At 70.8% G+C, this 22568-nt stretch carries 15 protein-coding genes and 2 pseudogenes; 5 read left to right on the plus strand and 12 right to left on the minus strand.

Going from position 1 to position 22568, the window contains the following annotated elements; translation table 11 throughout:
• Nucleotides 1-70 precede the first annotated feature (70 nt).
• Nucleotides 71-1702, minus strand: coding sequence for a PucR family transcriptional regulator (locus tag OG510_RS09390; RefSeq protein WP_406136330.1), 1632 nt, complete (start codon nucleotides 1700-1702; stop codon nucleotides 71-73).
• Between the two features lie 103 nt (nucleotides 1703-1805).
• Entirely contained in the window at nucleotides 1806-4175 is a 2370-nt protein-coding gene (locus OG510_RS09395; protein WP_406136331.1) for an ATP/GTP-binding protein, read from the minus strand.
• 235 nt (nucleotides 4176-4410) lie between these two features.
• On the opposite strand from OG510_RS09395, the gene gabT reads away from it, so the two are divergent.
• Together gabT and OG510_RS09405 are read left to right on the plus strand one after the other, a co-directional pair.
• Nucleotides 4411-5742, plus strand: coding sequence for a 4-aminobutyrate--2-oxoglutarate transaminase (gene gabT / locus OG510_RS09400; protein ID WP_406136332.1), 1332 nt, complete (start codon nucleotides 4411-4413; stop codon nucleotides 5740-5742).
• 342 nt (nucleotides 5743-6084) lie between these two features.
• Nucleotides 6085-6666, plus strand: coding sequence for a phosphatase PAP2 family protein (locus OG510_RS09405; protein WP_406136334.1), 582 nt, complete (start codon nucleotides 6085-6087; stop codon nucleotides 6664-6666).
• Here OG510_RS09405 and OG510_RS09410 read toward each other — a convergent pair.
• The 9 genes and pseudogenes from OG510_RS09410 to OG510_RS09450 all read right to left on the minus strand — a co-directional run.
• Nucleotides 6617-7636, minus strand: a pseudogene (locus OG510_RS09410) (chitinase); the annotation flags it as partial. The gene OG510_RS09405 and the pseudogene OG510_RS09410 overlap by 50 nt on opposite strands.
• Before the next feature lie 290 nt (nucleotides 7637-7926).
• Complete coding sequence (locus OG510_RS09415) at nucleotides 7927-8394, minus strand: hypothetical protein (RefSeq protein ID WP_406136335.1); 468 nt, start codon at nucleotides 8392-8394, stop codon at nucleotides 7927-7929.
• 141 nt (nucleotides 8395-8535) lie between these two features.
• On the minus strand, nucleotides 8536-9954 hold the full coding sequence (locus OG510_RS09420; protein ID WP_406136336.1) for an NAD(P)/FAD-dependent oxidoreductase: 1419 nt from the start codon (nucleotides 9952-9954) through the stop codon (nucleotides 8536-8538).
• Between the two features lie 63 nt (nucleotides 9955-10017).
• Nucleotides 10018-10827 carry an ABC transporter permease gene (locus OG510_RS09425; protein WP_406136337.1) on the minus strand — a complete coding sequence of 270 codons (810 nt, stop codon included), beginning with the start codon at nucleotides 10825-10827 and terminating at the stop codon, nucleotides 10018-10020.
• Nucleotides 10827-11759 carry an ABC transporter permease gene (locus OG510_RS09430; RefSeq protein ID WP_406136338.1) on the minus strand — a complete coding sequence of 311 codons (933 nt, stop codon included), beginning with the start codon at nucleotides 11757-11759 and terminating at the stop codon, nucleotides 10827-10829. The genes OG510_RS09425 and OG510_RS09430 overlap by 1 nt, the downstream gene beginning before the upstream one ends.
• Complete coding sequence (locus OG510_RS09435; protein WP_406136339.1) at nucleotides 11756-12910, minus strand: ABC transporter ATP-binding protein; 1155 nt, start codon at nucleotides 12908-12910, stop codon at nucleotides 11756-11758. The genes OG510_RS09430 and OG510_RS09435 overlap by 4 nt, the downstream gene beginning before the upstream one ends.
• 118 nt (nucleotides 12911-13028) lie before the next feature.
• Complete coding sequence (locus OG510_RS09440) at nucleotides 13029-14276, minus strand: spermidine/putrescine ABC transporter substrate-binding protein (RefSeq protein WP_406136340.1); 1248 nt, start codon at nucleotides 14274-14276, stop codon at nucleotides 13029-13031.
• 18 nt (nucleotides 14277-14294) lie between these two features.
• The gene (locus OG510_RS09445) at nucleotides 14295-15800 is read right to left on the minus strand and encodes a gamma-aminobutyraldehyde dehydrogenase (RefSeq protein ID WP_406142342.1); all 1506 of its coding nucleotides are present in this window, start codon (nucleotides 15798-15800) and stop codon (nucleotides 14295-14297) included.
• 308 nt (nucleotides 15801-16108) lie between these two features.
• A complete protein-coding gene (locus tag OG510_RS09450; protein WP_406136341.1) occupies nucleotides 16109-16969 on the minus strand; it encodes a DUF4190 domain-containing protein in 861 nt (286 codons plus the stop codon).
• A 108-nt stretch (nucleotides 16970-17077) separates the two neighbouring features.
• Here OG510_RS09450 and OG510_RS09455 point away from each other — a divergent pair, with 108 nt between their 5' ends.
• From OG510_RS09455 to OG510_RS09465, 3 genes and pseudogenes are all read left to right on the plus strand, one after another.
• Entirely contained in the window at nucleotides 17078-18103 is a 1026-nt protein-coding gene (locus OG510_RS09455; RefSeq protein WP_406136342.1) for an adenosine deaminase, read from the plus strand.
• 33 nt (nucleotides 18104-18136) lie between these two features.
• Nucleotides 18137-18832: a glycerophosphodiester phosphodiesterase gene (locus OG510_RS09460; RefSeq protein WP_406136343.1), complete on the plus strand. Its 696-nt coding sequence runs from the start codon at nucleotides 18137-18139 to the stop codon at nucleotides 18830-18832.
• A gap of 520 nt (nucleotides 18833-19352) precedes the next feature.
• A pseudogene (locus OG510_RS09465) lies at nucleotides 19353-21146 on the plus strand (glycine betaine ABC transporter substrate-binding protein); the annotation flags it as partial.
• A gap of 111 nt (nucleotides 21147-21257) precedes the next feature.
• Here the strand turns inward: OG510_RS09465 and OG510_RS09470 are convergent.
• A complete protein-coding gene (locus OG510_RS09470; protein WP_406136344.1) occupies nucleotides 21258-22247 on the minus strand; it encodes a TauD/TfdA dioxygenase family protein in 990 nt (329 codons plus the stop codon).
• Between the last annotated feature and the right edge of the window lie 321 nt (nucleotides 22248-22568).

Genomic DNA, 22568 nt, shown 5'->3' on the forward strand with positions numbered 1-22568 from the left:
TCCGGGCGGCGGGCGGCGGGCGGCGGGCGGCGGTCCACTCTCGCGGCGTGGCTCCGTGCGCCGTGCCGCCTCACGGCATGCTGGTGGCCTTCAGCGCCAGCCAGAGCTCCATCCGTACGTCCGGATCGTCCAGGGACCGCCCCAGGATCTCCTCCACCCGCCGCATCCGGTACCGCAGGGTGTGCCGGTGCACGCCCAGGTCGGCGGCGGCCGCGTCCCACTGGCCGTGGTGCGCGAGCCAGGCGCGCAGGGACGCCACCAGATCGCCGCGGCCGGTCGCGTCGTGCTCGTGCAGCGGACGCAGCATGCCGTCGGCGAAGGCCCGTACCGCGTCGTCGGCGAGCAGCGGCACCACGGATCCGGTGGCCAGTTCCTCGTGTTCGACCAGGACCCGGCCTCGTCTGCGGGCGACCGAGAGGGCCTGTTCGGCCTGGCGGTAGGCGGAGGCGGCGGCGATGGTGCCGGCCGGTGCGGACTGGCCGATGACGACCTGGACGTCCTCCCCCGCGGAACCCGCGGAAACGACCGACTTCACCGAGCCCACGGATCCCACCGATCCCGCTGACCCCACCTGCCCCACCGTGTCCCCGGGGGCCTGCCTGGCCTCGATCCGCTGGGCGTAGGCGGTGCAGGCCGTGACCGCGGCTCCGCCGTCGGTCGCGAGGACGACGAGACGCTCGCCCTCGGGGACCACCAGCGCCATCTCCCCGGCGCGCGATGCCCCGGCCTCCAGCGTTTCGGCCAGCTCCTGGAGCGCGACGGGTGCGCCCTCGGCGATGAGCAGGCGGTACGGGGCGTCGAGCAGCCCGTTGTAGAGGTCCCCGGCGACGGTGCGGGCGTGGTCGGGTTCCCCCGCGAGCAGCATCCGCAGCACCGCCGCCCCCAGCCGGTCCTCGGCCGCCCGCAGGGACCGGGAGCGTTCGGTGGTCAGGGTGAGCAGGGCGACGGCCGAGTGCACCGCGTACCGCTCGGCGGTGCCCAGCGGGGCGGCCGTACCGACGGCCAGCGCGCCGTGCGGGCGGCGTCCGGTGCCGAGCGACTGGAGCTCCACCCGGTCGTCGGAGCCGCCGACGACGGCGCTCGCGGGCGCCGGGCGCTCACCGAGTCGGGCGACGTCCGCGGTGAGCCGGGCGGCGCGGCGCGCGGCCCACTCGGGGGCGGCGGCCACGACGGTGCCCGCCGCGTCGTACAACGCGGCCCAGCCGTCGACATGGGACGCGAGCCGCGCCAGCAGGTCGCCGGGGCCGTCGCCGCTCAGCGCGGCCCGGGTCAGCTCGCGCTGGGCCTCGAACCCCGCGGTGACCGAGCGGTACTGGTCGGCGGCGATGGCGGCCGACACCGCCTTGCTGATGGCCAGGAACGGCGTACGCCGGGGGACCTCGAGGAGCGGCAGGCCCTCCTCGTCGGCCGCGGCGACCAGCGCGGGCGGGATGTCGTCGTAGTGGACGCCGACGGCGAAGCCGAGCCCGACGACTCCGGCCTTGGCGAGCCGCCGTACGTACCGGCGCATCGCCTCCTGGTCATCGGTGTCCAGGGTCATCGCGGTGATGAGGAGGAGCTCGCCGCCCTCCATGTACGGGACGGGGTCGGCCAGCTCGCTGACGTGGGCCCAGCGCACCGGCGTCTCGAGCCGGCCCTCCCCCGCACGCACGGTCAGCTTGAGCGTGGAGTGGTGGACCAGCGAGGCAAGGGTGGGCGGCATGGAGGGACCGTAGGACCTTCGGCTGAAGAATGGGTGAGAACTGCGCCGCCCCGTATGAACGGCTTCTCCGATTCTGCCAGGGCGTACGGGTCCCCGCGCCGGATCAGCCGCGCAGATCCACCAGAAGGGGCGGCGCGTGCTCGCCGCGCACCGTCGTCAGCGAGAGCACCGCGTGGCCCGCCGGCACCGAATGGGCCAGGTCGGAGGCCGACCAGCGCTCCCGCTCGACCCTGCGCACGGTGACGGCGTCCGTCGTCACCGCCTTGCCCGTGACGAGTTTGCGGAAGGAGTGGATCGCCCGGGTCAGCGGCTGGTCGGCGAAGACGGTGCGCTGGGTGACGTCCCTGGTCTCCACCCATTCGGTGCCCCACGCCTCGGCGAAGGACCTGCCCTCCCAGGTGGTGACGCCGGAGAACGCCATCCGGCAGCCGACCGCGCCGAGCAGCGCGGTGTGCAGGTCGTCCGGCACATCGCTCAGGCTGCGCAGGGTGAGGACCGCTCCGGCGTGCGCGGAGCGCAGCCGCTGGATGGAGCGGACCGAGTCCGCCGTGATGGTGCGGGTGGCGTCGTCGATGACCAGGCAGGCGAAGAGCGAACGGTCGGCGCGGGCCGCCGCGCTCGCGGTGAACTGCGCGAGGACGAGCCGGGCGAGCACCCGGGACGCCTCCGCGTGCGCCCGTTCCGGCAGGTCGATCCTGACGCGTACGGGGTGTTCGAGGGAGCGCAGCGAGAAGGGCCTGGAGGTGCCCGATGTGTCGAAGAACCCGGCGAAGGCGGGGCGGTCGAGGGCGGCGACACGGTCGGCGAGCGCGGGTCCCGGATCACCCGGCGCCCCGGACTGCCGGGCGCGCGCGTCGAGTTCGCGCTGCAGGCCGAACTGTCCTGCCGCGTCCAGCGCCTCGCGCAGGGTGGCCAGCGCGGCCGGCACACCGTCGAGGAGTTCCCGCAGGTCGGGGACCGAGGGAAAGCGGCCGTGCGCCGCGAGGTAGGGGCCGAGCAGCTGGGCGAGCGCGGTGGCGGCGCGCCTGCTGTCGACCTCGGGGAGGTCACCGGTGAACGCCTCGGCGAGCACGGCGGCGGCCTCGTCGGGGTCGGTGGTGCCGCCGTAGAGGTCGAAGTCGTGGACCGATGAGCGGTCGCCGGGCTTGACCACGACGTCGTATGCCTCGTCGGGGCCGAGCTGGGTGCCGGCCGCCGCGACCACGATGACGGCGGCCTGGCCGGCGAGCGCCTGGAGGGCGAGGGACTCGGCCACCGGCCGCACCAGGTCGCGGGTCTTGCCCGCGCCGGGCGGTCCGACGGCCAGCAGCGAGGTGCCGAGCAGTTCGGGTTCGAGCGCGAGGCCGCTGCCGCGCCTGGCGTACGGGTTGCGCTCGCCGGGGTCGACCGTGCCGAGCCTGACCTGGCGTACGAACAGGTCGTGCCGGGCCGCGCGCACCGGCAGATCGCGGGCGCCCGAGGGGTGCACGCACGCGGCGGCGCCGGACCGGCGCACCGCGTCGGTGAAGGAGTCGAGCCGGGCCGGGTCCGCCTGGACGGAGCGCCAGGCGCGCCGGACCCGGGTGTAGTCCACGTCGTTCATCCGCCCGGAGCGCACCTCGTCGGAGAGCCGGTCGGCGAGTGCGGTCAGGCCCTGGGCGCGCAGCTCGGGCCAGTCGGCCGGGTCGGGGACCGAGGGGTCCCGGACCGCCGCCCTGGCCTGGGCGGACGCGTGCGGCTGCTCCTGCGGGGCGCGCTGCTGCGGCAGTTGCCCCGGGCGCAGCAGGGTGCGCCAGCGGCCCAGCCGGGCGAACGGCCAGACGACCGCGATGGTGATCAATGCGAGCGGCGTGAGGCGCGCGATATCGGCGCCGGCGCCGGACCGCCAGGACTGCGGGATCAGCCAGAAGATCACGTTGAGCCCCGGCAGGGTGTCCGTCCACACGAGCATCCAGACAAGGAAAGCCAGGACCGCAGCGGCCGTCGCACGGACATGCGGCGATCGTCCCTCGACGCCGCGCTCGAAAGCCCCGCGCCAGTTCCCGAGCCGGCCGAAGCCGTAGAGAAGCGCGCACGCGATCAGGAACCGGTAGATCTCGAGCGCTCGCTGTGCGCCCTGCGGCGCCGGTTCGCCCATCCGCTGGCGGCTCCACCAGTCCCCCGGCGTGAAGAGCTCCAACGGGACGCGCCAGTAGGGGATGTAGCCGTTGTTCCAGAGCGACCAGACCAGGACGCAGGCCAGCAGTGAGATGACCGCCCCGCTGAGCACGGTGCGGCCGGGCACGTGCTCGGACTCCGGGGGGCGCTCCACATGGCCGTACGCCCAGACACCGGGCCCGGCCCGGTGGCGCGGGGCTGCAAGCCAGTCGGTGAGCACCGGCCCTGTCGTGGGCGCGTAGCCGGGCGGGGGCGGGACGGCCGGGGGTCCTGCGGGGTGCGGCACGGGACCGGCCCCCCGGGTGCCGCGTGCGTCGTGCGTGCCTTCGGTGTTCATGACCCCTGCCCCCTGACCAGCCAGGTCCGCCCTGTGCGATCTGCCTCGGTGCCGCGCCTCGATCTCGCGCTCAATCTAGTGCCACGTGCCCGCTACCGGGTGTCATCACCCTCCTATGTCCGTCGCGGACAACGACACAACCGGACCACTACCGAACGGAGCATGCCCACGTTCCGGACGCGCCCCTAGCCTGCTGTGAGAGGAAGCGTCCGATTTCGTCCCACAGGAGTCCCCCATGACCGCTGTTCCGCAGGAGCGCCGCGTCGTCACCGCCATTCCCGGCCCGAAGTCGCAGGAGCTGCAGGCCCGTCGCAATGCGACGGTCGCCGCCGGTGTCGGCTCCGTGCTGCCGGTCTTCACGACCCGTGCGGGCGGCGGCATCATCGAGGACGTCGACGGCAACCGGCTCATCGACTTCGGTTCCGGCATCGCCGTGACCTCCGTGGGCGCCTCCGCCGAGGCCGTCGTACGCCGGGCGTCCGCGCAGCTCGCCGAGTTCACCCACAGCTGTTTCATGGTGACCCCGTACGAGGGGTACGTCGAGGTCTGTGAGGCGCTCGCCGAGCTGACCCCGGGCGACCACGCCAAGAAGTCCGCGCTCTTCAACTCCGGCGCCGAGGCCGTCGAGAACGCCGTGAAGATCGCCCGCGCCTACACCAAGCGCCAGGCCGTCGTGGTCTTCGACCACGGCTACCACGGCCGCACCAACCTCACGATGGCGCTGACGTCGAAGAACATGCCGTACAAGAACGGCTTCGGCCCGTTCGCGCCCGAGGTCTACCGGGTGCCCGTGGCGTACGGCTACCGCTGGCCGAGCGGCCCGGAGAACGCCGGCGCCGAGGCGTCCGCCCAGGCCATCGACATGATCAACAAGCAGATCGGCGCGGACAACGTCGCCGCGATCATCATCGAGCCGGTCCTCGGCGAGGGCGGCTTCATCGAGCCCGCCAAGGGCTTCCTGCCCGCCGTCGCGCAGTTCGCGAAGGACAACGGCATCGTCTTCGTGGCCGACGAGATCCAGTCCGGTTTCTGCCGCACCGGCCAGTGGTTCGCGTGCGAGAACGAGGGCATCGTCCCCGACCTGATCACCACCGCCAAGGGCATCGCGGGCGGGCTGCCGCTCTCCGCGGTGACCGGCCGCGCCGAGATCATGGACGCCGCGCACTCCGGCGGCCTCGGCGGTACGTACGGCGGCAACCCGGTGGCCTGCGCCGGCGCACTCGGCTCGATCGAGACGATGAAGGAGCTGGACCTCAACGCGAAGGCCCGGCGCATCGAAGAGATCATGAAGGCGCGGCTGACGGCCATCCAGGAGAAGTACGACATCGTCGGCGACGTCCGGGGCCGGGGCGCGATGATCGCGGTCGAGCTGGTCAAGCCGGGCGGCAAGGACCCCAACCCGGAGGCGACCGCGGCGCTGGCCAAGGCGTGCCACTCGGTGGGGCTGCTGGTCCTGACCTGTGGCACCTACGGCAATGTGCTGCGCTTCCTGCCCCCGCTGGTCATCGGTGAGGACCTGCTGAACGAGGGCCTGGACCTGCTGGAGCAGGCTTTCGCGGGCGTGTGACCTCCAGTAACGGTCGGGGCATGTGAAGAACGTGTGGGGGGCCGATGGCGGGATGCGATTCCCGCTGTCGGCCCCCTTTCCGCTGCCGTACGGTTCTGACAGATGAGAGAAACACCCCGCTCACGGATGACTGTGAGCGACCCCAGGCAAGGGCCTCCCCAGCTCGCGCCTGGTCGTGCCTTCGCGCACACCACCGGACCTTCGGGCTCCGGATCTCCTCACCGATCGGATGGCCGCCCGCCCCACACCCCCCGGGGCGCGCGGCAGCCCGGTCCAGGCGGCCGCCCCGGAACTACCCCCCCTGTTCCCGGGCGGCCGGCTTCTCTCCCCCGGCTGCGGCGCGTGCTGCCATCCGCCCTCGGCTGTGTTCTTCTCTTCGCGCTGATCACCTGGCAGGTCATGGTCCACGGGCCGCTGCTGCGGCTCGATGTGCGCGTTGACCGCCACATCGTGGGCACCGGCCCTGGACGGCTGAGCGGCGCCCTCTCCGACCTGGGCAACACCGAGGTCGCCCTGACGGTCCTGCTGGTGGCGATGGCGTACGCCCTGTGGCGCGGCAGCCGGCGGGACGCCCTGGCCGCCGCCCTGGCGATGGCCGCTGTGCCGGCCCTGGTGGTGCCGCTGAAGCTCTGGACGGCGCGGCCGGGGCCGCTCGACCCGTCCACCGGATACTTCCCCTCGGGGCACTCGGCCACCGCGATGGTGGCGTACGGCGGGGCCGCGCTGCTCCTGATGCCGTACGTCCGGCGGAACTGGCCGGTGCCCGTCGCCGTAATCCTGACGGTGGCGACGGGCACCGGTCTTCTCCTGCACGGCTACCACTGGCCTCTCGACGTGCTGGCCAGCTGGCTGTTGTGCACGGCGCTGCTGCTGGTCACTGCCAGCTGTATGCGTCGAAGTTCTTCGCGAACTCCTGGTTGCTGAACAGGTCCCAGTTGACCGACCAGGCCATCAGCCCGCGCAGGCCGGGCCAGGTGCCGTGGGTGGCGTAGGAGCCGCAGTCGGTCTTTCTGGTCAGGCAGTTGAGCGCCGCGTCCACATCGGCGGTCGAGGTGAAGCCGTTGCCCGCGTTCACCGAGGCCGGCAGGCCGATGGCCACCTGGTCGGGGCGGAGCGGGGCGAACATCTTCGTGGTGTCGCCCGCGACCGGGAAGCCGGTGAGCAGCATGTCGGTCATGGCGATGTGGAAGTCGGCGCCGCCCATGGTGTGGTACTGGTTGTCGAGGCCCATGATCGGGCCCGAGTTGTAGTCCTGGACGTGCAGCAGCGTGAGGTCGTCGCGCAGGGCGTTGATCACCGGCAGATAGGCGCCCGCGCGCGGGTCCTGGCCGCCGAACGGGCCCGATCCGTAGAACTGGTACCCGAGCTGCACGAAGAAGGTCTCGGGCGCCATCGTCAGGACGAACGCGTCCCCGTACTTGGCCTTGAGGGTCTTCAGCGCGGAGATCAGATTGACGACGACCGGCGTGGTGGGGTGCTGGAAGTCCGTGTCGCCGGTGTCCAGGGAGAGTGAGTGGCCCTCGAAGTCGATGTCCAGGCCGTCGAGTCCGTACTCGTCGATGATCTTCGAGACGGAGGCGACGAAGGTGTCGCGGGCGGCCGTGGTGGTGAGCTGCACCTGGCCGTTCTGGCCGCCGATGGAGATCAGCACCTTCTTGCCCGCCGCCTGCTTGGCCTTGATCTCGGCCTTGAACGCGTCGGCCGATTCGACACCGGGACACTCACTGGCGGGGCAGAGGTTGAAGCGGATGTCGCCGGACGTGGGGGAGGTCGGCTCGCCGAAGGCCAGGTCGATCACGTCCCAGGAGTCGGGGACATCGGCCAGCTTCGTGTAGCCGGAGCCGTTCGCGAAGCTGGAGTGCAGATAGCCGACCAGGGCGTGCGCGGGGAGGGCCGCGCCCGCAGCGGAAGGGGCGGCCTGGGCGGCGGCGCCGGTCCCGGCAGTGACTGACTGGGCGGTGGCGGCCTGAGCGCCGGCGGACCGGCCAGTGGCTGACTGGGCGGTGGCCGTCTGGGCGGTGGCGAAGAGCGCGCTCGCGGCGAGTGCGGTCGTGGCGAGCAGGGCCAGGAGTCTTGGGCGTTTCACAACTGCCTCCGGACATGGGGGGATCGCGGGAGTGAAGCGCGCCCAACATGGTCCAGACCAATTGGGCTGTCAAGGCTTCACACATCCCCGGCGGTGGTTCAGACCAGTCCGTCACCAATGTCGCCCGCCCGGAGCGCGGCGGCCTCGTGCATCGCCAGCTCCAGCAGCGCCGGGTCCGTGAGGGTCCCCTCGGCATCCGGCGGGACGAGCCAGCGCACCCCGCCGACCGCCCGGCCCGGCCGCGGCACCACGATCCAGGTGCCGCGGCCCGCGCCCCGTACGCCCGTGCCGATCCAGCGCGCGGCCGTCCCCGGCGGTACGAAGAAGCCCATCCTGGCCTCACCGAAGTCCGCCAGCACCGGCCCCGGCCGGTCGATGAGCCGGGACAGCACGTCCAGGGTCGGGTAGCCAAGCTCCGCCGGCACCATCAGCACATCCCAGCGCACCCCGGCGGGCAGGAGCGCCACCCCGTGCGGGTCGCGCTCCCAGGCCCGCCGGCACGCGCCGGGATCCGGTGCCACCGAAGCCAGCCACTCCACTGCGGTCCTTGCCCCTGAGTCAGCCATCGCCCCGGCCTCCATTCGTGTACGCGCGGTTCCTGCGTGCACGGGAGAGAGCGGGGGCGGAGCACTTCATGACGCGGGTTCGGGCACCCAATGACAGTGAACTGGGTCACAGCCCGGATCGACGCGTACGGCTCCCCCGGCTCAGGAGTCGAAGCCGAGGCCCAGCCGGTCCATCGACTTCAGCCAGAGGTTGCGCCGGCCGCCGTTCTCGTCGGCCCTCGCCAGCGACCACTTGGTCAGCCCGATGCCCGCCCAGGCGAACGGCTCGGGCGGGAACGGCAGCGGCTTGCTCCGCACCATCTCCAGGCGGGTGCGCTCCGTCTCGGCGCCCGAGAGGAGGTCGAGCATCACATCGCCGCCGAAGCGGGTGGCCCCGACACCGAGTCCGGTGAAGCCCGCCGCGTAGGCGACCCGGCCGCCGTGCGCCGTACCGAAGAACGCCGAGAACCGCGAGCAGGTGTCGATCGCACCGCCCCAGGCGTGGCTGAAGCGGACCCCTGCCAGCTGCGGGAAGCAGGTGAAGAAGTGCTCGGCGAGGGTCAGATAGGTGGCAGGCCGCTGGTCGAGTTCGGCGCTCAGCCTGCCGCCGTACGGATAGATCGCGTCGTAGCCGCCCCACAGGATGCGGTGGTCGGCGGTCAGCCGGAAGTAGTGGAACTGGTTGGCGCTGTCGCCGAGACCCTGACGGCCCCGCCAGCCGATCGACGCCAGCTGCTCGCCGGAGAGCGGCTCGGTCATCAGCGCGTAGTCGTAGACCGGGACGGTGTACGGGCGCACCCGCTTCACCAGCGAGGGGAAGATGTTGGTGCCCAGGGCCACCTGCCGGGCGAAGACCCGGCCGTACGGGGTGCGGACCGCCATTCCCGCGCCTGAGCGCGCCAGGCCGAGGCCGCGGGTGCGCTCGTACATCCGCACACCGAGGTCCAGACAGGCCCGCTTGAGCCCCCAGGCCAGCTTGGCCGGGTGCAGCATCGCGACACCGCGCCGGTCCCAGAGTCCGGCGAGGAAGGTCGGTGAGTCCACCTCGGCCCGCAGGGCGTCCTGGTCGAGGAACTCCAGCCCTTCGAAGCCGAGTTCGGTGGTCTCCCGGTGCCAGTCGCGCAGCTCTTCGGCCTGGTGCGGGCGGGTGGCGACATCGATCTCGCCGGTGCGCTCGAAGTCGCAGTCGATCCCGTAGCGGGCGACGGTGTCCTCGATGGCGTCGAGGTTGCGGGCTCCCAGCCGCTCCAGCTGCTTGATCTCGCCCGGCCAGCGTTCGAGCCCGTTGGCGAGGCCGTGGGTCAGCGAGGCCGCGCAGAAGCCGCCGTTGCGGCCCGAAGCGGCCCAGCCCACCTCGTGGCCCTCGATGAGGACGACGTCGAGGCCCGGGTCGCGCTCCTTGGCGAGCAGCGCGGTCCACAGTCCGCTGTAGCCGCCGCCGACGACCAGCAGATCACAGCTGACGTCCCCGGTGAGGGCGGGCAGGACGGCGGGCTTGCCGGGGTCCTCCAGCCAGAACGACACCGGTTCGGCGTCGGCGAGCGATGCGGCAAGGGCACGGGTCATGGCAGCTGGGGCCATGGGTTCCACTCCTTCGGGGACTGCTCGGTGCGCTGTGCTGTGCTGCTCAGTGCGGTCTGCTGCTCAGTGCGGTGTGCTGTTCTTCCGGCGGTTGGCGACGAGCTGGCCGCCGAGTACCACCAGCACCGCGATGACGAACATCGCCGTGCCGATGACGTTGATCTGTACAGGGGTACCGCGCTGCGCCGATCCCCAGACGTACATGGGGAAGGTCACGGTGGACCCCGCGTTGAAGTTGGTGATGATGAAGTCGTCGAAGGAGAGCGCGAAGGCGAGCAGCGCGCCCGCCGCGATCCCGGGCGACGCGATCGGCAGCGTGACCCGCAGGAAGGTCTGCACCGGGCTCGCGTAGAGATCGCGCGCGGCTTCTTCGAGCCGGGGGTCCATGGACATCACGCGGGCCTTCACCGCGGTGACCACGAAGCTCAGGCAGAACATGATGTGCGCGATGAGGATCGTCCAGAAGCCCAGCTGGGCGCCCATGTTGAGGAACAGGGTGAGCAGCGAGGCGGCCATCACGACCTCGGGCATCGCCATCGGCAGGAAGATCAGCGAGTTGATCGCGCCGCGCGCCCTGAACCGGTAGCGGACCAGCGCGAAGGCGATCATCGTGCCGAGCACCGTGGAGCCGATGGTCGCCCAGACGGCGATCTCCAGGGAGAGGTTCAGCGAGCCGCACATGTCGGCGACCCCGCAGGGGTCCTTCCAGGCGTCCAGCGAGAACCGCTGCCAGCTGATGTTGAAGCGTCCGTTGGGCTTGTTGAAGGAGAAGACCATCACGACGACGTTGGGCAGGATCAGATAGGCGAGTGTGAGCAGGCCCGCGATGGTCACGAGGTGGCGGCGGAGCCGGCGCGTGGAATTCCTCAGCATCAGACCAGGTCCTCCGTGCCGGCTCGGCGGATGTAGACGGTGACCATGATCAGCACGATCGCCATGAGGATGAAGGAGAGCGCGGCCGCCGTCGGATAGTCGAGCACCCGCAGGAACTGCGACTGGATGACGCTGCCGACCATCTTGGTGTCGGTGGAGCCGAGCAGTTCGGAGTTGACGTAGTCACCGGCCGCCGGGATGAAGGTGAGCAGCGTGCCGGAGACGACACCCGGCATGGAGAGCGGGAAGGTCACCTTGCGGAAGGTGGTGGCGGGGGTGGCGTAGAGGTCGCCCGCCGCTTCGTGCAGCCGTCCGTCGATCCGCTCCAGCGAGGTGTAGAGCGGCAGGATCATGAACGGCAGGAAGTTGTAGGTGAGTCCGCAGACCACCGCCATCGGGGTGGCGAGCACCCGGCTGCCGTCGGTCCAGCCGAGCCAGCTGGTCACATCGAGGATGTGCAGGGTGTTCAGCGCCCCGACGACCGGGCCGCCGTCGGCGAGGATCGTCTTCCAGGCGAGGGTGCGGATCAGGAAGCTGGTGAAGAAGGGCGCGATGACCAGGATCAGCACCAGATTGCGCCAGCGGCCCGCCTTGAAGGCGATGAGGTACGAGAGCGGGTAGCCGAGCAGCAGACACAGGACCGTCGCCGTGCCCGCGTACAGCAGGGAGCGGATGAACTGCGGGTAGTACTCGTGCAGCGCGTCCCAGTACGTCTGGAAGTGCCAGGTGACCTGGAAGCCGTCCTCCAGCGAACCGGTCTGCACGGACGTCGACGCCTGGTAGATCATCGGCAGGGCGAAGAAGACCAGCAGCCAGATGATGCCGGGCAGCAGCAGCCAGTACGGTACGAGCCGTTTGCGGACCGGGGACTTGCGCAGCACCCCGGCCTCCGCTGCGGGTGCCTCGGCGGGCGGGGCCTCGGTGACGCTCACGCGGCCTCCTCGGCGCTCGCGTCGGCCTTGCCCGCGTCGACCGCCTGGCCGGCGTCGAGGCCGAACGAGTGCCCGGGGTTCCAGTGCAGGACCACATCGGCGCCCGGGGACAGCCGGGAGTCGCGCTCGACGTTCTGTACGTAGACCTCCAGGCCGGGGCAGACCGGGCTGTCGATGACGTACTGCGTGGAGACCCCGATGAAGCTGGAGTCGGCTATGCGCCCGGTGATGCGGTTGCGTCCCTCGGCTATCTCCGCCGCGTCGTCGGCGTGCACCAGGGCGATCTTCTCGGGCCGTACCCCGACGAGCAGCTTGCCACCGGTGCTGGTGGCGGCCGTACACCGGTCGGCGGGCAGCCGGAGCTTGGCGCCCGACGCCAGGACGGTGATGTCGGCTCCCGCCTCGACGACCTCGGCCTCGATGAGGTTCGACGTGCCGAGGAAGTTCGCGACGAAGGTGGTGTCCGGGTTCTCGTACAGCTCGGCGGGGGCGCCCAGTTGCTCGACCCGGCCGCCGTTCATCACCGCGACCGTGTCGGCCATGGTCATGGCCTCCTCCTGGTCGTGGGTGACATGGACGAAGGTGATGCCGACCTCGGTCTGGATGCGCTTGAGCTCCAGCTGCATCTGGCGGCGCAGCTTGAGGTCGAGGGCGCCGAGCGGCTCGTCGAGCAGCAGGACCTGCGGGTGGTTGATGAGCGCCCTGGCGACGGCGACGCGCTGCTGCTGGCCGCCGGAGAGCTGGTGCGGTTTGCGGTGCGCGAAGTCGCCGAGCTGGACGAGGTCGAGCATGTCGCCGACCTGCTTCTTGACGGATTTGATGCCGCGCCTGCGCAGCCCGAAGGCGATGTTCTCGGTCACGTCGAGGTGCGGGAAGAGCGCGTACGACTGGAAGACCGTGTTGACGGGGCGCTTGTACGGGGGCAGGTCGGTGACGTCACGGTCGCCGAGCCGGACGGTGCCGGTCGTCGGGTCCTCCAGGCCGGCGATCATCCGCAGGGTGGTGGTCTTTCCGCAGCCTGAGGCGCCGAGGAGCGCGAAGAAGGAGCCCTGCGGGACGGTGAGGTCCAGCGGGTGCACCGCGGTGAAGGACCCGTAGGTCTTGCTGATCCCGGCGAGACGGACGTCGCCGCCTTCATTCGTCTGTGTCATGGGTACGGTCCCGGGGGTTCGTGGGAAGTCGTGGAAACAGAGGGAGAGCTGAGGGCAGAGGGGAGGGTGGGGAGCAGGGAGGGCAGGAAGCGGGAAGGGGGCTGGGCGCGCGGTGGGGTCACGCTCCGATGAGCCGGGCGAACGCCGCCTCGTACGCCGTCTCCTCCTTGCTGGAGAGCGAGCGGAACGAGTGCGACCTCGCGGCCATCGCCTTGTCGGGGAGGATCAGCTGGTTGGCCGCCAGCTTGGGGTCGATCTTCGCGAGCTCGGCGCGGATGCCGTCCACCGGGGAGAGGTAGTTGGTGTACGCGGTGAGCTTCGCGGCGACGGCGGGCTCGTAGTAGTAGTCCATCAGCCGCTCGGCGTTGGAGGGGTGGCGGGCCTTGGCCGGGATCATCATGTTGTCGCTGGAGGTCATGTAACCGGCGGCCGGGATGGCGTACTTGACGTGCGGGTTGTCGTTCTGGAGCTGGGTGATGTCACCGCCCCAGGCGACACAGGCGGCGATGTCGCCCTTGTCCAGGTCGCTGATGTAGTCGTTGCCGGTGAAGCGGCGTATCTGCTTGCTGTCGACGCCCTTCTGGAGGCGGCCGATCGCGGCGTCGAAGTCGGCCCGGTTGACCTTCGCGGGGTCCTTGCCCATGTCGAGCAGCGTCATCCCGACGGAGTCCCGCATCTCCGACAGGAACCCCACCCGCCCCTTGAGCCTGGGGTCGTCGAGAAGCTGGGTGACGGAGTCGACCTTCCGGCCGCCGGTCGCCTTCGTGTTGTAGGCGATGACGGTGGGGACACCGGCCCAGGGGTACGAGTAGGCGCGGCCCGGGTCCCAGTCGGGGGTGCGGAACTGATCGGAGAGGTTGGCGTACGCGTGCGGGAGCAGCGACGCGTCGAGCCGCTCCACCCAGCCGAACCGGATCAGCCGGGCGGCCAGCCAGTCGGTCAGGATGATGAGGTCACGTCCGGTGTCCTGGCCGGCCGCGAGCTGCGGCTTGATCTTGCCGAAGAACTCGACGTTGTCGTTGATGTCCTCGGTGTACTTGACCTTGATCCCGGTGCGCTCGGTGAACGCCTCCAGGGTGGGCCGGTGCTTCCCGTCGTCGCTGACGTCCACGTACTCGGTCCAGTTGGAGAAGTCGATCACCTTCTCCGCGGCCGAGTGGTCGGTGGAGGCCGGGGCCCCGCCGTCGCGTTCGGCCGCGGGGATGCCGCAGCCGGTGAGGGCGGCGAGGCCGCCGAGCGTGAGAGCGCCGGCGCCGGTGGCGCGCAGCAGCGACCGCCGGGTGAGGGCTCCCCTGCCATGGGCCAGACTGCGGTGCGCGGCGGCCAGCTGGGCCGGGGAGAGACGGTCGGGCTCGAAGTGCTCCATGGGCTCGGTGCCCTTTCTTTATCGGTCCCCGAAGATCGTGCGGTGCCAGTCCTTGCGGGCCACCGCGGTGTTGTCGTACATGACGTGCTTGACCTGGGTGTACTCCTCGAACGAGTACACGGACATGTCCTTGCCGAAGCCGCTTGCCTTGTAACCGCCGTGCGGCATCTCGCTGATGATCGGAATGTGGTCGTTGACCCAGACACAGCCGGCCTGGATCTCCCGGGTCGCCCGGTTCGCCCGGAAGACGTCCCGGGTCCAGGCCGACGAGGCCAGCCCGTAGGGGGTGTCGTTGGCGAGGGCGATGCCTTCGTCGTCGGAGTCGAAGGGCAGCACGACCAGGACCGGGCCGAAGATCTCGGCCTGGACGATCTCGCTGTCCTGGGCCGCGTCGGCGATCAGCGTCGGGAGGTAGTAGGCGCCGTCGTTCTCGGGGGCTGCCCCGCCGGTGACCACGCGGGCGGTGTCCCTGGCGCGGTCCACGAAGGCGGCGACCCGGTCGCGCTGCGCGTAGCTGATCAGCGGCCCGATGTCGGTCGACTCGTCGAAGGGGTCGCCGATGCGGAGGGTGCCCATCAGCCCGGCGACGCCCCGCACGAAGGCGTCGTAGAGCGGGCGCTGGACATAGGCCCGGGTGGCGGCGGTGCAGTCCTGGCCGGTGTTGATGAGCGAACCGGCGACCGCGCCGTGCACGGCGGCTTCCAGGTCGGCGTCGTCGAAGACCAGGAAGGGTGCCTTGCCGCCGAGTTCGAGGTGGATCCGCTTGACGGTCGCGGTGGCGATCTCGGCGACGCGCTTGCCGACCGGCGTCGATCCGGTGAACGAGGTCATGACGACGTCCGGGTGGCCGACGAGGTGTTCGCCCGCCTCCGCGCCGAGGCCGTTGACGATGTTGACGACCCCGTCGGGGATGCCCGCTTCGGTGGCCGCCTGCGCGAACATCAGCGAGGTGAGCGGGGTGATCTCGGCGGGCTTCAGCACGATGGTGTTGCCCGCGGCGATGGCCGGGAGCACCTTCCAGGCGGCCATCTGGAGCGGGTAGTTCCAGGGCGCGATGGAGCCGACCACGCCGATGGCCTCACGGCGGACGTACGAGGTGTGGTCGCCGCTGTACTCACCGGCCGACTGGCCCTGCAGCCGGCGGGCGGCGCCCGCGAAGAAGGCGGCGTTGTCGACGGTGCCCGGCACATCGAACTCGCGGCTCAGTTTGATGGGCTTGCCGCACTGGAGGGACTCCGCGTACGCGAACTCCTCGGCGCGCTCGGCGAGCACGGCCGCGAAGCGGTTCAGCGCGTCGGAGCGCTCCCCCGGGGTGGCGCCCGACCAGCCGGGGAAGGCCGCGCAGGCCGCCGCGACGGCGGCGTCGACGTCGGCGGTGCCGGCGAGGTCGTAGCTGAGGACCACCTCACCGGTGGCGGGGTTCACGACGTCCTGGGTCCGCCCTGACGTACCGGGGCGCAGCTGCCCGCCGATGTACTGTGCGCCGGCCGCGAAGCGGTCCCGCACCTGGAAGCTGTTGACCATCGTGCTCTCTCCGTAGCTCAAGCTCGAATTGAGTGCCGATCCTGGCAGAGCGATAGTTCATCAACAAGTGATTCCGTTGTTTCCTTTTGGTTACGCAACGGAATCGGTCGACCATGTGTCGCGTGGGCCGGAAAATCCACGACGGAGTGTCCGTGGCGGCTGCCGGAGTCCCGTGCATGGGCGGCCGCCCGGGGGGTGCCGGACGGGCGCCGACGCGGGCGCCGGTACGGGCGCCGGACGGGTCCGGGTACGGCGCTGCCCGGGCGCCGGTGGGGCCGCCCGGGCAGAAGAGGTCAGTTGTTCGTGGCTCAGCGGCCGGCGCCCACGGTCAGCGAGCTCGGGTAGGTGCTGCCGTCGCTGCCGTAGTCGGGGGTGGAGTGCTCGGAGTGCGAGATGCCCCAGATCACCACGCTGAGGAACGCGGCGCTGACCACGATGCCGATGGGCCCCAGGATGATCCCGGCGAGCGCCATCCCCCCGTTGTTCGCCTGACCGCGGCCGGCGCGCTTGCGGCCGAGGATGCCGAAGATCAGGGCGAGCGTCCCGAGGATGATGCCCAGGCCCCAGGCGCAGAAGATGACCACGCTGAGGATGCCGAGTACGAGCGCGGCCACGCCGAAGCCGTTGGCGGGGCCCGGCTGCATGGTGTTCCAGCCGCCCTGGCCGCCGTATCCCGGGTACCCGGGGTAGCCGTAGGCGGCGGGCCCCTGCGGGCCGGGGGCCGCGCCCGGATAGGACGGGTAGCCGTACGGTCCGGGGGCGCCCGGCACCGGACTGCCGAGCCCCGGACCGTTCGGCCCGAGCGGCGGGGGCGGTACGGACCCCGGGGGCGGATAGCCGGGAGGCGCGAACCCGGGGGGCACGGAACCGTGCTGACCGGGGCCCTGCTGACCGCCGCCCTGCTGACCCGGGATGTGCGGAGCGGCCGGTGTCTGCTGTCCGGGAGCCGCCGGGGCGGGACCTGACGGCGCGGCGCCCTGGGCGGGGTCCGTGGCCGGCAGGGCCGTGACCGTCTGCTGGTCGTGCACCGGGCTGCCGTGTGCCGGCGGCCGCTCCGGCTGCTTGTCCAGCGGTACCTTCCGCTCGGGCGGCGCCCAGGGGTCCTTCGCCGGCTCGGAATCCCTCGGCGGCTCGGGGTCCCCCGAAGGGCGTGGTGCGTTGTCTGACATTGGGCCTCCCCCATCCTCAGCTCGTCATGCTAGAGCCTGTGTGCGAGGCTCAGGCCCCCGCATACGATGTTCTCCGACCAGCAGAACTCGCCGTACCCGGAGGACCCGATGACCGACCTGCACCCGTTTGTCGCGGGGCTGCCCAAGGCGGAACTGCATGTGCACCATGTCGGGTCCGCATCTCCGCGCATCGTGGCCGAACTCGCCGCGCACCACCCGGACTCGGCCGTCCCGACGGACCCCGAGGCGCTCGCCGACTACTTCACCTTCACGGACTTCGGGCACTTCATCCAGGTGTACCTCTCCGTGGTTGACCTGATCCGCACCCCCGAGGACGTACGCCTGCTGACCTTCGAGGTCGCACGCGACATGGCCCGCCAGAACATCCGGTACGCGGAGCTCACCATCACGCCGTTCTCCTCCACCCGCAGGGGCATCCCCGAGCAGGGCTTCATGGAGGCGATCGAGGACGCCCGCAAGGCGGCCGAGGCCGAGCTGGGCACCGTACTGCGCTGGTGCTTCGACATCCCCGGCGAGGCCGGACTCGAATCGGCGGCCGAGACGACCCGGCTCGCGCTCGACCTGCGTCCCGAGGGTCTGGTCTCCTTCGGGCTCGGCGGCCCCGAGATCGGCGTGGACCGCCCGCAGTTCAAGCCCTACTTCGACCGGGCCCGCGCGGCCGGACTGCACTCGGTGCCGCACGCCGGTGAGACGACGGGCCCGGAGACCATCTGGGACGCGCTGCACCACCTGGGCGCCGAGCGGATCGGCCACGGCACCAGCTCGGTCCGTGACCCGAAGCTCCTCGGCCACCTCGCGGAACAGGGCATCGCGCTGGAGGTCTGCCCGACCTCCAACATCGCGACCCGGGCCGTCCGCACCCTGGAGGAGCACCCGCTGAAGGAGATGGTGGACGCCGGCGTGCAGGTGACCATCAACAGCGACGACCCGCCGATGTTCGGCACCGACCTCAACAACGAGTACCTGGTCGCGGCCCGGCTGCTGGGGCTGGACGAGAAGGGCACCGCCGAGCTGGCGAAGAACGCGGTGACGGCGTCCTTCCTCGACGCACCGGGCAAGGCGAAGCTGACGGCCGAGATCGACGCGTACACCGCGCAGTGGCTCGCCCGGTAGCCGACCGGCGCGGCGGTCGGCAAGGATGGCCCCATGCGTACCGTCACAGCCGTGGGCCATCGCGGCGATCCCTATCTCTTCCGTGAGAACACCCTGCCCTCCGTGCGCTCCGCGCTGGAACGGGGCGCCGACGCGGTGGAGATCGACGTCCGGCTGACCCGGGACGGCGTGCCCGTGCTGCTGCACGACGCGACCCTGGAGCGCCTGTGGGGCCACGACCGGCCGCTCGACCGGGTCACGGCCGACGAGCTGCGCGGGCTGACGAACGCGGGTGTGCCGACGCTCCGGGAAGCACTGATGGCGGCCGGCGGCCACCGCGTCATGATCGATCTGCCGGGCGCCACCCGGGAAGCGGTGCGCGCGGTGGTCGGCGTGGTCCATGAGTGCGGCGCGGGCGACCGTACGTACTACTGCGCGGGGCCGACCACGATGCTCGCCGTGCGCGAGGCCGACCCGGCCGCCGAGATCGCCATGACCTGGACGACGCTGACCCCGCCACGCCCCGCCCTGCTCGACGCGGTGAAGCCCCGCTGGCTCAACTACCGCTTCGGGCTGCTGACTCCGGAACTCTGCGCCCGCGTCCACCGGGACGGCCTGCTGGTCTCCGCGTGGACCCCGGACACCAAGCGCTCGATGCGCCGGCTGATCGGCTTCGGCGTGGACTCGATCACCACGAACCGCGTGGACGCCCTCGGCGCACTCCGCCGCCGCACACGCCCCGGGCGCTGATCCGACGCGGAGATCGGCGGCCGCCCGCCGTGAGGTACGCCGAGCGCCGGCGCCCGGCCCGCGGCTGCTCGGTCCGGCTGGGCGGCCGGAGTCGGCGCTGGTGTGCCTCCGGGTCACCGAGGAAATCCGCCGTTTACCCTCCTGGGCGCTGGGTAGCCGCAGCCTGAACCACCTTGTCCGGGCGCGGACGCCCTCCGGGCAGCCGCGCGGATGGCACGGCAGCATGTCGACACCGGCTGCCAAGACGCATATCCGCCCGACTGGGGCGCTGCCATGGCCATGTGCCGCGCGCCCGTACGTCGCACACCACCAAGGGGCCCGGCGGTGGCATGTCTCTTTCGCCAGGCCTCAGGCCAACGCGAAAGGTACACGTGACCAGGCTGACAACAGAACACCCGCGCAGGTACGGCTTCGGCGGGAGGGCCGGGCGAAGTCCAGGTGGGCCCGGCGCTGTCGGAGCGCGGTATCCGCTGGGACCGACCGGTCCGAGCAGCCACCGGCGCGACGAAGGCGGAGAGCTGTGATCAGACTCCCCATAGGGGCCGGCGTCAACAGTGCCGTCAACTTTCTGGAAGATCGACTGCCCTGGCTTTTCGACTTCCTGCACTCCGTCGGCCAAGGCATGTACAACGGCGTGTACTTCGTCCTCTCGGGCCCCGACGCGCTGATGATGGCGGCGATCCTCGCCCTGATCGCCTGGTGGCTGCGGGGCACGGTGGCGGCCGTCCTCACTTTCGCGGCCTTCTTCCTGGTCGACTCGATCGAGTTGTGGGAACAGGCGATGCAGACGCTGTCGCTTCTCGTCGTGGCGGTCACGATCACCATGGTGATAGCTGTCCCCCTCGGCATCTGGGCGGCCCGTAACAAGTCGGTGAGTGCGGCCCTGCGGCCGGTTCTCGACTTCATGCAGACGATGCCGGCCTTCGTCTACCTGGTTCCCGGTATCACGTTCTTCGGGGTGGGCGTGGTGCCCGGCATCGTCGCCACGGTCATCTTCGCGATGCCGCCGGGCGTACGGATGACCGAACTCGGTATCCGGCAGGTGGACGAGGAACTGGTGGAGGCCGCGGAGGCGTTCGGAGCCAACCCGCGCTCCATTCTGCTGCGCGTACAGCTGCCGCTGGCCCTGCCGACCATCATGGCCGGCATCAACCAGATCATCATGCTCGCCCTGTCCATGGTGGTCATCGCGGGCATGGTCGGCGCCGACGGTCTGGGCACCGTCGTCTTCCAGGCAATCAGCTCGGTGGACATCGGCCTCGGCTTCGAGGCGGGCCTCGCGGTGGTGATCCTCGCCATGTATCTCGACCGCATGACCGGTGCGCTCAATCAGCGCGTCTCGCCTCTCGGTCGCCGTGCGTTGGCGAAGGCGGCCTCCGTCAGGTCGGGCCATGCCCTGCGGTGGAGGCCCAGCACCACGTTCGCGGGCATCGGTGTGCTGGTGCTCGCGCTCGTCGCCGGCGGGCTGCAGTTCTCCGGCTCGGACGACGGCCACCCAGGGGTGAAGGAGAAGGACCTGGGGAAGGACGCCGGCGCGGCTCCCGACATCGGCTTCTTCCCGTGGGACGAGGACGTGGCCATGACGTACCTGTGGAAGAACATCCTGGAACGGCGCGGCTACAAGCCCAGCATCCACCAGTACGACGTCGGGTCGATGTTCACCGCGATGGCCGGCGGCCAGGTCGATGTGGAGTTCGATGCCTGGCTTCCGAACGCTCAGAAGCAGTATTGGGACAAGTACAAGGACGACCTGGTCGACATCGGCCCGTGGTACGACAAGACCACGTTGGAAGTGACGGTGCCCAGTTACGTCAAGGGCATCCACTCGATGGCAGATCTCAAGGGAAAGTCGAAGGAGTTCGGCGGCAGGATCATCGGCATCGAGCCCGGGACCGGCCAGATGAACATGCTCAAGAACAAGGTGCTCCCCGGATACGGGCTCGACAAGGAGTACAAGGTCACCGACGGCAGCTCCCCCAGCATGATCCTGGAACTGCAGCGGGCGTTGAAGAAGCATGAACCGGTGGCGGTCGTGCTGTGGTCGCCGCACTGGGCCTACAGCAAGTACAAGTTGACCAAGCTCAAGGACCCGAAGAAGCTGTGGGGCGCTGTGAACCAGATCCGCTCACTCGGCCACAAGTCGTTCCCGAAGAAGTTCCCCGAGTTCTACGGCTGGCTCAAGAACATGCATATGTCGGACAAGCAACTCGCGGACCTGGAGGCGACCATCCAGGACGAGGGCACCGGCCACGAGGAAAAAGCCGTGGAGAAGTGGATCGCCAAGAATCCGGGCATAGTCGACAAGATGGCGCCGCTGTCCTCCTGACCCGGAGCCTGCGGCGATGAACCCGGGTATGCCACCGGGTCGTTGCGCCGGGGGGTCGGGCGCCGTGCCGCGCCCGACCCCCCGGCAGCGACCATCCGCTCAGAACGGGCGGTCTCCCGCGATGGCGACCCGCTCGGCGACCCGCCGGTGCGGGGCGTAGTCGTTCACGGCGTAGTGCTGGGTCGCCCGGTTGTCCCAGAAGGCTATGTCGCCCGGCTGCCAGCGGAAACGCACCTGGTACTCGGGTACGTGCGCCTGCTGGAACAGGAATCGCAGCAGACGGTCGCTCTCCGCCCTGTCGACGCCGACGATCCGGGTCGTGAATGAGGTGTTGACGAACAGCATCCGCCGGCCCGACTCCGGGTGCGTGCGCACGACGGGGTGCTCGACGGGCGGGAACGCTTCCTGGTGAGGGGCGAGCCGCTCGGGCTCGTAGAAGCGTGCGAAGCCGGGGATGAAGTCGTGCACGGCGCTCGCCCCGTCGATGCGGTCCTTCACCTCCTGCGGCAGGTTGTCGTACGCGGCAGCCATGTCGGCCCACATGGTGTCTCCCCCGAGCGGAGGCACCTCGCGCAGTTGCAGGACGGCACCGAGAGCCGGGCGTTCACGGAAGGTGACATCCGTGTGCCATACGTTCTCGAACGTTCTCGGTGCGCCCGCCGCCTTGTCGAAGCGCACGACGTCTTCGCTGTCTCCACTGGCCAGCAACGGGTTGACCTCCAGCTCGCCCCAGTTGCGTGCGAAGTCGCGCTGGGCGGCCGACGTGAGGTTCTGTCCTCGGAAGAAGAGCACCTTCCACTCCAGCAGGGCACGGTTCAGCTCTTCGCGCAGCGCGGGCTCCAGGGGCTGCGAGAGGTCCGCTCCGTGGATCTCGGCGCCGATCGTGCGGGCCTGCGGGACGACGTCGAAGAGGGTGTACGGGCGCGGTGTCGCGTCCGCCGGCAACCGTTCCAGGACGCGGTGACCCTCGTACAGGCCGTCCTGCGGGATGCGTGCCTCACGCAGGGCGGGTGGGGTGGCGGCGGACCGGCCGGTGGCAGTGGCGGCGCCGGGTGCGGCGGTCACTCGGGGGGTGGCGGTGGTGGTCATACGGTTCCTCCTTGCAGGAGAGCGAACCGCCGTGGGCCCCGGTGCGCGGGTCCCGGGTATCCGGAGACGGCGGGTCCCGCGACAGCGACCGGGGCTTCCGGCGGTGCGATGAGGGCGGCGAGTGATGAAGGGAGTCATGCTCGTCCGCGCCGAGTGCCTGCCGGGCAGATGCGGGGCAAGGTGCGTCGTCCACTGATCGTGAGAGGCCGGGGAGGGACAGCACCGGCGCTTCCGTCCCGGCTTCATTCCGGGAAGCGGCCACGTGGCTGACGAACGCTCAGCGCGAGTGAACGCCGTCCCGTCCGGGCGGCGAGCCGATAC

Source organism: Streptomyces sp. NBC_01089 (assembly GCF_045162975.1).
Taxonomy (GTDB): Bacteria; Actinomycetota; Actinomycetes; order Streptomycetales; family Streptomycetaceae; genus Streptomyces.